The sequence below is a fragment of the Streptomyces sp. NPDC050674 genome, from assembly GCF_040654575.1.
Lineage (GTDB): Bacteria > Actinomycetota > Actinomycetes > Streptomycetales > Streptomycetaceae > Streptomyces.
Genome location: NZ_JBFAIG010000001.1, coordinates 323,391 through 335,968, shown reverse-complemented (window position 1 = coordinate 335,968; position 12,578 = coordinate 323,391). Strand labels below are relative to the sequence as shown.

Annotated in this window: 12 protein-coding genes and 1 pseudogene; 9 read left to right on the top strand and 4 right to left on the bottom strand. The window is 73.1% G+C overall.

What is annotated here, in order from left to right:
* Window positions 1-221 precede the first annotated feature (221 nt).
* The 4 genes from AB0I06_RS01385 to AB0I06_RS01370 all read left to right on the top strand — a co-directional run bounded on the left by AB0I06_RS01385 (window position 222) and on the right by AB0I06_RS01370 (window position 4,316).
* Entirely contained in the window at window positions 222-1,565 is a 1,344-nt protein-coding gene (locus tag AB0I06_RS01385; protein ID WP_363116661.1) for a wax ester/triacylglycerol synthase family O-acyltransferase, read from the top strand.
* Between the two features lie 104 nt (window positions 1,566-1,669).
* Window positions 1,670-3,172, top strand: a complete 1,503-nt coding sequence (locus AB0I06_RS01380) for an SDR family NAD(P)-dependent oxidoreductase (RefSeq protein WP_363116660.1) — start codon at window positions 1,670-1,672, stop codon at window positions 3,170-3,172.
* A 433-nt stretch (window positions 3,173-3,605) separates the two neighbouring features.
* Window positions 3,606-3,779, top strand: a complete 174-nt coding sequence (locus AB0I06_RS01375) for a hypothetical protein (RefSeq protein WP_102913158.1) — start codon at window positions 3,606-3,608, stop codon at window positions 3,777-3,779.
* A gap of 54 nt (window positions 3,780-3,833) precedes the next feature.
* Complete coding sequence (locus tag AB0I06_RS01370; protein ID WP_363116659.1) at window positions 3,834-4,316, top strand: GNAT family N-acetyltransferase; 483 nt, start codon at window positions 3,834-3,836, stop codon at window positions 4,314-4,316.
* A 21-nt stretch (window positions 4,317-4,337) separates the two neighbouring features.
* Here AB0I06_RS01370 and AB0I06_RS01365 read toward each other — a convergent pair whose 3' ends face one another.
* From AB0I06_RS01365 to AB0I06_RS01355, 3 genes are all read right to left on the bottom strand, one after another.
* The gene (locus tag AB0I06_RS01365) at window positions 4,338-4,757 is read right to left on the bottom strand and encodes a VOC family protein (RefSeq protein ID WP_363116658.1); all 420 of its coding nucleotides are present in this window, start codon (window positions 4,755-4,757) and stop codon (window positions 4,338-4,340) included.
* A 211-nt stretch (window positions 4,758-4,968) separates the two neighbouring features.
* Window positions 4,969-6,312, bottom strand: coding sequence for an amidase family protein (locus AB0I06_RS01360; RefSeq protein WP_363116657.1), 1,344 nt, complete (start codon window positions 6,310-6,312; stop codon window positions 4,969-4,971).
* A 120-nt stretch (window positions 6,313-6,432) separates the two neighbouring features.
* Window positions 6,433-7,455: a prolyl oligopeptidase family serine peptidase gene (locus AB0I06_RS01355; protein ID WP_363116656.1), complete on the bottom strand. Its 1,023-nt coding sequence runs from the start codon at window positions 7,453-7,455 to the stop codon at window positions 6,433-6,435.
* Window positions 7,456-7,627: 172 nt separating this feature from the next.
* On the opposite strand from AB0I06_RS01355, the gene AB0I06_RS01350 reads away from it, so the two are divergent.
* Window positions 7,628-8,101, top strand: a complete 474-nt coding sequence (locus AB0I06_RS01350) for a carboxymuconolactone decarboxylase family protein (protein ID WP_363116655.1) — start codon at window positions 7,628-7,630, stop codon at window positions 8,099-8,101.
* A 28-nt stretch (window positions 8,102-8,129) separates the two neighbouring features.
* On the opposite strand, the gene AB0I06_RS01345 is transcribed toward AB0I06_RS01350, so the two are convergent.
* A complete protein-coding gene (locus AB0I06_RS01345; protein WP_363116654.1) occupies window positions 8,130-8,834 on the bottom strand; it encodes a FadR/GntR family transcriptional regulator in 705 nt (234 codons plus the stop codon).
* A 328-nt stretch (window positions 8,835-9,162) separates the two neighbouring features.
* On the opposite strand from AB0I06_RS01345, the gene AB0I06_RS01340 reads away from it, so the two are divergent.
* The 4 genes and pseudogenes from AB0I06_RS01340 to AB0I06_RS01325 form a co-directional block, all read left to right on the top strand.
* Window positions 9,163-10,491, top strand: coding sequence for an L-fuconate dehydratase (locus tag AB0I06_RS01340; RefSeq protein WP_363116653.1), 1,329 nt, complete (start codon window positions 9,163-9,165; stop codon window positions 10,489-10,491).
* On the top strand, window positions 10,492-11,247 hold the full coding sequence (locus tag AB0I06_RS01335; RefSeq protein ID WP_363116652.1) for an SDR family oxidoreductase: 756 nt from the start codon (window positions 10,492-10,494) through the stop codon (window positions 11,245-11,247).
* Window positions 11,244-12,230 (top strand): aldo/keto reductase, encoded by a 987-nt coding sequence (locus tag AB0I06_RS01330; protein WP_363116651.1) that lies wholly within the window; start codon window positions 11,244-11,246, stop codon window positions 12,228-12,230. The genes AB0I06_RS01335 and AB0I06_RS01330 overlap by 4 nt, the downstream gene beginning before the upstream one ends.
* Window positions 12,227-12,574 (top strand): annotated as a pseudogene (locus AB0I06_RS01325) (amidohydrolase family protein); the annotation flags it as partial. The gene AB0I06_RS01330 and the pseudogene AB0I06_RS01325, both read left to right, overlap by 4 nt.
* Between the last annotated feature and the right edge of the window lie 4 nt (window positions 12,575-12,578).

The following is a 12,578-nucleotide window of genomic DNA, read 5'->3' as shown; positions in this document are numbered from 1 at the left end:
CGCCGACCGGGTGGGTTCCGTGACGCCTCCCGGGTGACTCCCACGGGGTGCCCGGCGGCGCGATCTGTGCTGGACTGACCGCACATGCACCATGAGTCCCACCCTTTTCTCCGGGCGGGGCTTAATGTGCTGTTAACTGTGCGTAGCGCGATCGTACTTGACCGTAATCGGCTGGGGGCGGTTGACTGCTGGCCCACCCGTCGTCCACGCGAGGCAAGCCCTTGACTGCTGACCTGCTCGCTCCCCTCGATCTGGCGTTCTGGAACATCGAGTCCCCCGAACACCCGATGCACCTCGGTGCGCTCGGGATCTTCTCGGCTCACGCGCCCGCCGCGGGCGCCCACGCGGCGGACCTGCTCGCGGCCCGGGCCGCCGGTGTTCCCGGACTGCGGATGCGCATCCGCGACGTGTGGCAGCCGCTGCCCTCCGCCCTGCGCCGGCCGTTGGCCTTCGGCGGCGCGGCCCGCGAGGCGGACCCGGACTTCGACCCCCTGAACCACGTGCGGCTGCACGCCCCGACCGCCGACTTCCAGGCGGCGGCGGGCCGGCTCATGGAGCGTTCCCTTGAGCGCGGCCGGCCACCCTGGGAGGCCCATGTGCTGCCGGGCGAGGACGGGGTCTGCTTCGCGGTGCTGTTCAAGTTCCACCACGCCCTGGCCGACGGCCTGCGGGCGCTCACCCTGGCCGCGGGTGTCATGGACCCGATGGACATGCCCCCACCCCGGCCCCGACCCGCCGCACCCCCGCGCGGCCTCGTGCCGGACGTGCGCGATCTGCCCGGGATGATGCGCGACGCCCTGTCCGACATGGGCCGCGCCCTGGACATCGGCGCGTCCGTCGCCCGCTCCTCGCTCGACGTGCGCTCCACCCCCGCGCTCACCTGTGAGCCGAGCGGCACCCGCCGCACCGCCGGAGTGGTGCTCGACCTCGACGACGTGCACCGGATCCGCAAGACCGCCGGCGGCACCGTCAACGACGTCCTCATCGCGGTCGTCGCGGGCGCCCTGCGCCGCTGGCTCGACGAGCGCGGCGACGGCAGCGAGCACGTCGCACCCCGCGCCCTCATCCCGGTGTCCAAGCGCCGGCCGCGCACCGCCTACCCCCAGGGCAACCGGCTCTCCGGGTACCTGATGCGGCTTCCGGTGGACGACCCGGACCCGCTGGCCCGCCTCGCCTCGGTCCGGGACGCCATGGACCGCAACAAGGACGCCGGCCCCAACCGGGGCGCGGGCGCCGTCGCCCTGCTCGCCGACCACGTCCCCGCCCTCGCCCACCGGCTCGGCGGCCCCCTGGTCGGTCAGGCGGCCCGGCTCTGGTTCGACATCCTGGTGACCAGCGTGCCCCTGCCCAGCCTGGGCCTGAAACTCGGCGGCCACCCCCTCACCGCCGTCTTCCCCTTCGCCCCGCTGGCCCCCGGCCACTCCCTGGCGGTCGCCGTCTCGACCTACCGGGGCAGCGTCCACTACGGCCTCGTGGCCGACGGCGAGGCCGTCCCCGACCTCGACCTGTTCGCCACGGCCGTCTCCCAGGAGGTGGCGACGCTGATCAAGGCCTGCCGCCCGTGATCAAGGCGACTTTGGCGGTGTGGCCCGACGCTCCGTAGAATTCGCCGTTCGAAAGCGGGCGCGACCGGCGCGCCGCGACGGCAGAGCAGGGAACGACAGCGGCGATGACGGTGACAGAGGACGGCCCGCAGGCCATGGACGAGGCGAGCGGGCACTCGCACGGACCCGGCATCGACCCGGAGCGGCTGGCCGTCTGCCTCAGCGTGCTCGAGGAGCTCGACAAGCTGGAGGTCGACCACCCGGACGCCATCGCGGTGCGCCGGGCCACGGCCGGGATCTACCGCACGGTCAAGCAGCGCCGCCGCCAGGAGCGCCGGGCCGCCAAGACCGCCCACGACAAGGCGGTCACGGAGGCCACGGCGACCGGGTCCGCCCAGCGCATCGACGACGAGACCGAGGGTCTGCTGCCCTCCTCGCGCACCGAGGAGGGCCGGATCGCGGGGATACTCCAGCGCCCGCGGTCCTGCTACACCTGCAAGACCCGCTACGTGGAAGTCGACTACTTCTACCACCAGCTCTGTCCGGACTGCGCCCGCATGAACCGCGAGAAGCGCGACGTCCGCGCCGACCTCACCGGCAAGCGTGCCCTGCTCACCGGCGGCCGGGCCAAGATCGGCATGTACATCGCGCTGAGGCTGCTGCGCGACGGTGCCCACACCACGATCACCACGCGCTTCCCGAAGGACGCCATCCGCCGCTTCAAGGCCATGGACGACTCCGCGGACTGGCTGCACCGCCTGGAGGTCGTCGGCATCGACCTGCGCGACCCGGCCCAGGCCGTGGCCCTGGCCGAGCAGGTCGCCGAAGCGGGACCGCTGGACATCCTCGTCAACAACGCGACGCAGACCGTGCGCCGTCTGCCCTCCGCCTACGCCGCGCTGGTCGAGGGCGAGAGCGCGCCGCTGCCCGCCGGTGAGCTGCCCGCCCACCACGTCATCGGCGCCTTCAACTCCGGTGCGGTGGACGGCCTCGCCGCGCTGCCCCTCGGCACGAGCGGTCTCGACGCCCAGCAGGTCGCCGACCTCGCCCTGGTCGCCGGCAACGCCAGCGTCGAACGGCACCTCGCCGGCACGGCGATCGACGCGGGCGGGCTGGTGCCCGACGTGGTCGACTCCAACACCTGGGTGCAGACGATCGAGCAGATCTCCCCCGTGGAGCTGCTGGAGACGCAGCTGTGCAACTACACGGCGCCCTTCATCCTGATCAGCAAGCTGCGTCCGGCGATGGCCGAGGCCGCCAGGAAGGCGGAGAGCAAACGCGCGTACGTCGTGAACGTCTCGGCGATGGAGGGCGTCTTCGGACGGGGCTACAAGGGCGCGGGCCACCCCAACACGAACGCCGCGAAGGCCGCGATGAACATGGTCACGCGCACCAGCGCCCAGGAGATGTTCCAGACCGACGGCATCCTGATGACCTCGGTCGACACGGGCTGGATCACCGACGAACGGCCGCACTACGACAAGCTGCGCCTCGCCGAGGCCGGCTTCCACGCGCCGCTCGACCTGATCGACGGCGCGGCCCGCGTCTACGACCCGATCGTGCGGGGCGAGGCGGGGGAGGACCTGTACGGGGTCTTCATGAAGGACTACGCGCCCGGGAAGTGGTAGTCACGCGCCCCACGTGACGGGCCGTGAGCCGAGCCACCCGGGCTCGGCCACGGCTCGTCAACGGCGCGACCGGCTGGAAAGCGCCGTCGCCGACGTACGCCGTTCGGGTGATTCGCAAAAGGGGCTTCTGCCTACAAACCCGCGTGGAAACCCGAGTTGAACCGCAGATGACGCGGGATCGTTACCGGCCGTTTTCAGCCCCATCGAGCGGGGCCCCGCTCATCTGGTTAGTCTGATGCGGACGGACAGCACCACGGGGTCCTACCCACACCCACGTCCGTCATGGGACCAGCCGGTACACCACGGGCTCTCCCGTGAGTCGACCGGCGCCACCGCGTCCGAACTGCAAGTGACATAGAGGCCCGAGCGGGCGTCAGGCGCAGCAGGACCGGCGCGTACGTCCCGAGGGTGACCGACACATAAGGAGTGCGCGGTGACACCGGAGAAGACGAATCGCGATCAGCGCCCCAAGGAACGCGGCGAGCGCGCCGGCCGACGGGTCGACGAGCTCGGCAGCCTCGACGTGTGGGCCCGTTCGGCCCCGATCCGCCTGGCGGGCTACGAGGAGGACCTCGCGGAGCCCCACATCCTGCCCAGCGTCGACTGACAGCGGGCAGCCCCCACCGCGATCGCGGCGCATGGACGTGCCAGACTCACGATCATGCTGATCAGGGAAGCGACGCCTGACGACTGGCCTCGCATCTGGCCGTTCTGGCACCGCATCGTCGCCGCGGGTGAGACCTACGCCTGGGACCCGGGTACCTCCGAGGAGGAGGCCCGGGTCCTGTGGATGAATCCCGTGAAGCGTGTGTACGTCGTCGAGGACGACAGCGGCGCCGTGGTCGCCTCCGCCTATCTCACCCCCAACTACGGTGGCCCCGCGGCCCGTATCGCCAACGCCGGGTTCATGGTCGACCCCGGCCGGGGTGGCCGGGGCTACGGCCGGGCCCTCGCCGAACACCTGCTGACCGAGGCCCGGGCCGCGGGCTACCGGGGCATGGTGTTCAACGCCGTCGTCGAGACCAACCCGGCCGTGCGGCTGTGGACCTCCCTCGGCTTCACGATCCTCGGCACCGTGCCCGACGCGTTCGACCACCCCCGGCACGGCCGGGTGGGACTGCACATCATGTACCGCGCCCTGTGACCGTCCGGGCGGTCATGGCGGTCAGGGCCGGGCGTACGGGCGGGTCATGATCTCCATGTTGTGGCCGTCCGGGTCGGCGAAGTAGGCGCCGCGGCCGCCGAAGAGGTCGTTGACCTGGCCGGGCCGGGTGTGGTTCGGGTCGGCGTAGTAGGTGACGCCGAGCGCCTCCAGGCGGCCGATCATGCCGTCGAACTGCTCCTCCGGCACGAGGAACGCGTAGTGCTGCGACTGGATCGGCTCGTCGGTCTTCTCGTAGTAGTCGAGGGTCACGCCGTTGCCCAGGTCGACGGGCAGGAAGGGGCCGAAGGGGGCGCCCACCCGCAGACCCAGGACGGCCGCGAGGAACTCCGCCGACAGCCGGCGGTCGCGGGCGTAGACGGCGGTGTGGTTCAGGTGGGCGATCGTGGCCGGCGCTTCGGGGGCGTGCGGGATGAGGGACATGCGTGGGTTCGTCTCCGGGTCTCGTGGTCCGTGATGAGGCGCCGCTGAGGGGCGCGGGAAAGAAGGAAGACACGGAGACGAGAGGCGGGGCGCGTGCCCTGTCCGGCTCTCGGGCGGGTCCGGGCGGGGTCACCCCCGCCGCGCTCACGCCGAGGCCGGGCGCCTCACTCGTGCATGGCCTACGGCCGACCCGGCAGTCACCCGGCCGACCTTAGTCCATGGGCGCCGTCCGCTGCCACGGGTTTCGTTCCTCCAGCTGCTCTGCCACCTCCAGGAGTTGGGACTCCGTACCCGGGCGGCCCACCAGCTGGACGGCGCACGGCGCCCCGGAGGGGAGCGTCCCGCAGGGCACGGACATGGCCGGCCAGCCGGTCAGGTTCCACGGGGGCGTCAGCGGCGAATAGGCCGTGTTCACCAGCACGTTGGCCAGCCAGCCCCGCTCGTGCCAGGGCCCGGCCTTCGGGGAACGGCGGGCGAGCGCCGGTGTGAGCAGCACGTCGTGCTCGGCGAAGAACGGCTCGAGCCGCCGGCGCAGCCGGTCCCGGCTCGTGCCGGATGCGGCGGTGCGCAGGAAGGGCCGGCCGAGCCGGGCGTGGACACGGGTGCGGCGCGTCAGCAGCCCGGTCTGAAGCGGCCGGGCGTCCGCGGCGGTGCCCGCCGTCCAGTGGGCCAGGGAGGTCGTGGCGAGGGACATCGGGTAGGGCGGGTCGGCGCGCCGCACCTGGTGGCCGGCCCGCATCAGCAGCCCGGCCGCGTCCCGGGCGGCCGCCGCGTACGGGCGGCTGACGGTGACGCCGGCCAGCGGACTGCGCAGCGACAGAGCGACCTTGAGGACACCGGGCGCGGACACGGGGGCGGGTGCGAGGCCGGCGAGGACCGAGAACATCAGCCGGGCGTCCTCGACGGTCGTGGCGAGCGGCCCGTTCTCCGCCATGCCGAACCAGGTGCTGTCCCCGTCGCCGGCCGGGACCACTCCCTGCCCCGGCTTGATGGTGACGAGACCGCAGTTGGCGGCCGGTATGCGCAGGGAGCCCATGCCGTCGTTGCCGAGGGCGATCGGCACCATCCCGGCGGCGACCGCCGCCGCGCTGCCGCCCGACGAACCGCCCGCCGAACGCGTGGGGTCCCAGGGATTGCGGGCGGTGCCCAGTACGCCGTCCGTCGTGCCGAAGACACACAGTTCGGGGACGTTCGTCAGCCCCACGACCACCGCGCCGGCGGCTCGCAGCCGGGCCACCGTCACATGGTCCCGCGGGGCGGGTGTGTCCGGTGTGGCCGCCGAGCCGATCCGCCGGGACTCGCCGCGCACGGCGAGGTTGTCCTTGACGGCCACGGGCACCCCGGCCAGCGGCAGTTCGGCGAAGTCGCCGCGTGCCGCCACCTCGTCGGCCTCGGCCAGGGCCGCCTCGGCGCGCACCGTGCGGAAGGCTCCGACCCGGCCGTCGAGCCGCTCGATCCGGGCGAGGTGCTCGGCGACCACCTCGCGTGGCGTGACCCGCTTCTCGCGTACGGCGGCGGATATCTCGGCGGCGGTGCGGCCGGCCCAGGTGGTCACAGCGGCTCCTCGGAGGGGAGAGGACGGACTTACTGACGAGTACGTAGGGAGAACTGTGCACCGGGTGGGGACCGCGCGTCGAGATCGCCGACCGCTTGCGTGCTTCGCCGCGGTGCGGGCTCAGCGCAGATGCCGCGCGAGGAAGGCCTCGGTGACGTCCATCGAGGACGCCCACTTCGCCCCGAAGGTGTGCCCCTCGCCGGGGAGGCTGCGCAGCTCGACGTCCTTGCCCGCCTTGGCGAAGGCGGCGGCGGCCTCCCGGGACCAGGCCGGCGGGCAGGTGTCGTCCGCGGTGCCGTGCTGGATCAGCAGCGGCTCGGTGACACGGTCGAGGTGGCTGAGGGGCGTGACACCGCGCCAGAAGGCGGGGTTCGCCTCGGGCGTGCCGTGCTCGGCCTCGATCTCGGCCACCACGGGGTCGCCGTCGGGCCGCTGGAAGTGGTCGATGTTCTCCTCCGGCCGCGCGCTGACCGGGGCGTACGCCACCGCCGCGTCGAACAGGCCCGGTGCCACGACCAGCGTGTTGTACACGACTCCGCCGCCCATGGAGCGCCCGAACAGCCCGATGCGGTCGCCGTCGATCTCGGGCCGCCCGGCATCGCGCAGGGCCAGAGCGGCCCCGATGACGTCCTCGGTGTACCCGAGGCGCAGGTTCACGTCGTTGTCCGGGTCCTTGTCGGAGCGGGCGTGGTTGCGGTAGTCGGTGTGCAGGACGACGTAGCCGCGCCGGGCCAGACGGTCCTGCTCGCGGGGCATGCCCTGGCCGCTGAAGTAGACGTCCGGGTCGATGTAACCGTGGGCCAGCACCAGCGCCGGGAAGGGGCCCTCGCCCTCGGGGATGTTCATGATCCCCGAGATCGTCAGGCCGTTCGCCTCGTAGGTGACGGCGTAGCGGGTGTAGGCGGAGGTGCGGTCGAGCACCGTGCCCAGGCGCAGGCCGGAGCCCGTGTGATCGCGCCGCATCAGGGCCTGGAGGGAGACGGGGTCGGCCGGGGTGGGGGAGGCGGTGCGGGGACCGGCCCCGTCGGCCCGGGCCGATGCCGTGGAGGTCGCGGGCACGGCGTCCCCGGCACCGCCGGTGCAGCCCGTGGCGAGAGCCAGCAACACTCCGGCGGCCGCGCAGGCGATGCCCCGAAGCCGCATACGGCCCAGTGTGACCCCGCCGGGTACGGGATGAACAGGCCGGGCCCGGTCCTGGCCCCGCGCCTCCGCCGAGCTGCCGGGGGGAGACGCAGGTCACATTCGTCCATGTCACATCGTGAGGGGCCGCTGCCTCATAGGGGTGTACGCACCGACAAGGGCAGAGGAGCTCACCATGAGCGCACGACTGGACATCTTCGGCAGCCCGAGCGCGAGCAAGCTCGTCAAGCAGTTCTCCGCCGTCGGGCGGCTGGTGGCGGAGTCACCGCTGCCGGCCGCCACCCGGGAACTGGTCTCGCTGCGCGTGAGCCAGATCAACGGGTGCGCGGTCTGCCTCGACATGCACACCAAGGAGGCCGCCGCCGCGGGCGAGAGCGCCGTACGGCTCCACCTGGTCGCGGGGTGGCGGGAGGCCACGGTCTTCACGGAGGCCGAGCGCGCCGCCCTGGAACTGGCCGAGCAGGGCACCCGGATCGCCGACGGCGCCGGCGGGGTGCCGGACGAGGTGTGGGAGCGGGCCGCCAAGCACTACGACGAGGAACAGCTCATGGCGCTGGTGACCCTGATCGCCTTCATGAACACCGCGAACCGGCTGAACGTCATACTCCAGCAGCCGGCGGGCGACTATCAGCCCGGCCAGTTCAAGTAGCCGCGCGGTACCGGGCCCTGGGGATTTCCTAGGGCCCGAGTCGTGCCCGCAGCCACTGCTCGACCTCACCCACGTGCGTGGCCGCCGCCGTGCGGGCCGCCTCCGGGTCGCGGGCCGCCAGGGCACGGTGGATGGCCGCGTGCTCGCGGCGGGTGCGGGCGAAGGCGCCCTCCTCCTGGTAGCCGCGCCAGACGCGGGCGCGGAACGTCCGCGACGACAGGCCCTCCAGGATCGCGGCCATCGTCTCGTTGCCGGCGGCGGCCGCGATCTCCCGGTGGAAGGCCAGGTCGTGGGCGAGGATCTCCTCGGGATCGTCCGTGGCGTTCATGGCCGCCAGGTGCTTCTCCACCTCGGCCAGCTGGTCCGCGGTGATCCGCGCGGCGGCCAGGGCCGTCGCCGTCGACTCCAGGACCCGCCGGATCTCCAGCAGTTCGACCACTTGCGGGCCGCGCGAGAGGTCGGCCACGACGCCGAAGGTCTCCAGCAGATCGCCGGCCTCCAGCCGGGTGACGTAGATGCCCGAGCCGTGCCGGGCCTCCAGTACGCCCAGGACCGTGAGCGCGCGGATCGCCTCCCGCATCGAACTGCGCGAGATGCCGAGCTGGACGGCCAGATCGCGCTCGGTCGGCAACCGCTGGCCGGGCTCGAGCAGGCCCTCGCCGATCATCGCCTTGATCCGCTCGATGGCGCGCTGCGTCACGGTGCCCTTCCGCGGGGCTGTTCCGTCGTCCACGCCGTTCCTCCGATCACGAGCTCCGGCGCAGTCTAACCAGCCAGGTGGTCGGACCACTCCGGACCGCAGATGGGGCAATCCGCTGCCGGAGGGTGTTCTGGCGGGCGACTGGTCTGATAGGTATGCGGACATCTGCTGGACCACCGGTCGGAGGGAGCCCCCTGGGATGCCCGGAAGCACAGGGCGGAGACCGGACCAGTCACGGGCCCCGGCGCGGGTGCGCCGGCCGCCGGAACCCCCGCTGCTCGCCGCCCGCGGCACGCCCGGGGCATCACCGGCCCCGCCCAGGACCGACCTCCCCGCCGCGCCTCCGCCCGAAAGGCCCTCCGTGTCCCCGACGCCCGCCCGCATCACCGCGGTCGACACCCACGACATCCGCTTCCCCACCTCGCGCGAACTCGACGGCTCCGACGCGATGAACCCGGATCCCGACTACTCGGCGGCCTACGTCGTCCTGCGCACGGACGCGGCCGACGGGCACGAGGGGCACGGATTCGCCTTCACCATCGGGCGGGGCAACGAGGTGCAGGTCGCCGCGATCGAGGCGCTGCGCGGGCACCTGGTCGGCCGCGACCTCGACGCGCTGTGCGCCGACCCCTCCACCCTCGACCGCGACCTGATCGGCGACAGCCAGCTGCGCTGGCTCGGACCCGAGAAGGGCGTGATGCACATGGCGATCGGCGCCGTCGTCAACGCCGTGTGGGACCTGGCCGCCAAACGCGCCTGCCTGCCGCTGTGGCGGCTGCTCGCCGAGGCCGAACCCGAATGGCTGGTCCGCCAGATCGACTTCCGCTACCTGACCGACGCCCTCACCCCCGAGGAGGCCCTGACCATGCTGCGCCGGGGCCGGCAGGGCGCCGAGGAGCGCACGGCCCGCCTGCTGGAGACCGGCTACCCCGCCTACACCACGTCGCCCGGCTGGCTCGGCTACGACGACGGGAAACTCACCCGGCTCGCCGCCCGGGCCGTCGCCGACGGATTCCGGCAGATCAAGCTCAAGGTAGGCGCCGACCTCGACGACGACATCCGCCGCTGCCGCGTGGCGCGCTCGGTCATCGGCCCGGACGTGCGCATGGCCGTCGACGCCAACCAGCGCTGGGACGTAGGTGAGGCGATCCGCTGGACCAGGGCCCTCGCCGAGTTCGACCCCTACTGGATCGAGGAGCCCACCAGCCCCGACGACATCCTCGGCCACGCGGCGATCCGCCGGGCCGTCGCCCCCGTGAAGGTCGCCACCGGCGAACACGTGCAGAACCGGATCGTCTTCAAACAGCTCCTCCAGGCCGGCGCGCTCGACATCGTGCAGATCGACGCGGCCCGGGTCGGCGGCGTCCCCGAGAACCTCGCGATCCTGCTGCTCGCGGCCAAGTTCGGCGTACCGGTGTGCCCGCACGCGGGCGGCGTCGGCCTGTGCGAACTCGTCCAGCACCTGTCGATGTTCGACTACGTGGCCCTCACCGGCACCACCGAGAACCGCGTCATCGAATACGTCGACCATCTGCACGACCACTTCCTCGACCCGGTGGTGATCCGGGAAGGTCACTACACGGCACCCACCGCGCCGGGCTTCTCGGCGGCCATGCGGCCCGAGTCGCTCGCGCGCTACAGCTACCCGGGCGGCGCGTTCTGGGCCGCCGACCTCGTGAAGGAGCACTGAATGAGCGACTTCGAGGGCCTCAGAGCCCTGGTGACGGGCGGCGCCTCCGGCATCGGCCGGGCCACCGCCGAGCTCCTGGCCGAACGCGGCGCCCGCGTCGCCGTCCTCGACCTCGACCCCTCGCCGGTCGGCGAGCCGCTGACCGGCCACCGCGCGGACGTCACCGACGACACGTCCGTGCGCGAGGCCGTCGCGGCCGCGGTCGCCGGCCTCGGCGGACTGGACGTGCTGATCAACAACGCCGGCATCGGCGCCCAGGGCACCGTCGAGGACAACCCCGACGACGAATGGCACCAGGTCTACGACGTCAACGTCGTCGGCATGGTCCGCACCACCCGCGCCTGCCTGCCCCACCTGCGCGCCTCCGCGCACGCCGCCATCGTCAACACCTGCTCCGTCGCCGCCACCGCCGGCCTGCCGCAGCGCGCCCTGTACAGCGCGACCAAGGGCGCGGTGTACTCCCTCACCCTGGCCATGGCCGCCGACCACGTCCGCGAGGGCATCCGCGTCAACTGCGTCAACCCGGGCACGGTCGACACCCCGTGGGTAGGCCGCCTCCTCGACGCCGCGCCCGACCCGGCCGCCGAACGGGCCGCCCTGGAGGCCCGCCAGCCCACCGGCCGGCTCGTCTCGGCGGCCGAGGTCGCGGGCGCCGTCGCCTACCTGGCGAGCCCCCTGTCCGGCGCCACCACAGGCACCGCGCTCGCCGTCGACGGCGGCATGCAGGGCCTGCGACTGCGCCCGGTGGCCCGGTGAACCGGCTCGGCCGCAGCGAAGTCGCGGTCAGCGCCCTGTCCTTCGGCGCCGCCGCCATCGGCAACCTGTACACCGAGGTCGGTGAGCGGCAGGCCCACGACGCCGTGGAGGCCGCCTGGCAGCGCGGCATCCGCTACTTCGACACCGCCCCGCACTACGGCCTCGGCCTGTCCGAACGCCGCCTCGGTGCCGCCCTGCGCGCCCACCCGCGCGACCGGTACACGATCTCCACCAAGGTGGGCCGCCGCCTGGAGCCCTCGGACGGCTCCGGCGACGACCTGGCGGACGGCTTCGCCGTGCCCGCGACCCACCGTCGCGTATGGGACTTCACCGCCGACGGCATCCGCCGCACCCTGGAGTCCAGCCTGGAACGCCTCGGCCTGGACCGGGTCGATGTCGTCTACCTCCACGACCCCGACGAGCACGCCGAGGCGGCCTTCCGGGAGGGCTACCCGGCGCTGGAGCGCCTGCGTTCCGAGGGTGTCGTCGGCGCGATCGGCGCCGGGATGAACCAGGCGGAGATGCTCACCCGCTTCGTCCGCGACACCGACGTCGACGTGGTGCTGTGCGCCGGCCGCTACACCCTGCTCGACCAGAGCGCCCTCACCGACCTGCTGCCCGCGGCCCACGAACGCGGCACGTCCGTCGTGATCGGCGGCGCCTTCAACTCCGGCCTGCTGGCCAACCCCGAGCCCGGGGCCAGGTACAACTACACCGTCGCCCCCTCCGACCTCGTCGAGCGCGCCCTGCGCCTGAAGTCGGTCGCCGACCGGCACGGCACCACGCTGCGCGCCGCCGCCCTGGCCTTCTGCGCCGCCCACCCGGCCGTCGCCAGTGTCCTCGTCGGCACCCGCTCCGCGCACGAAGTGCGCGACTGCGCCCACCAGTTCGCCGCCCGGGTGCCCGACGGGTTCTGGCGGGACCTGCGCGCCGGGGGCCTGCTGCCCGACGACGCCCCGGTACCCCGCGAGGAGCCGTCATGACCGCGGTCGACGCCCACCACCACGTCTGGGACCTGTCCGTCCGGGACCAGGACTGGCTCACCGGCCCCGAACTCGCGCCCCTGCGCCGCGACTTCACCATGGAGCACCTCGAACCCGAGGCGAGGGCCGCCGGGGTGGACCGCACGGTGCTCGTCCAGACCGTCACCGTGGCCGAGGAGACCCCCGAGTTCCTGGCCCTGGCCGACGAGCACGACCTGATCGCGGGGGTCGTCGGCTGGACCGACCTCACCCGCCCCGACGTCGCCGACGAACTCGCCCGCCTGCGCGCCCTCCCCGGCGGCCGGTACCTCAAGGGCATCCGCCACCAGGTCCAGGGCGAACCCCCCG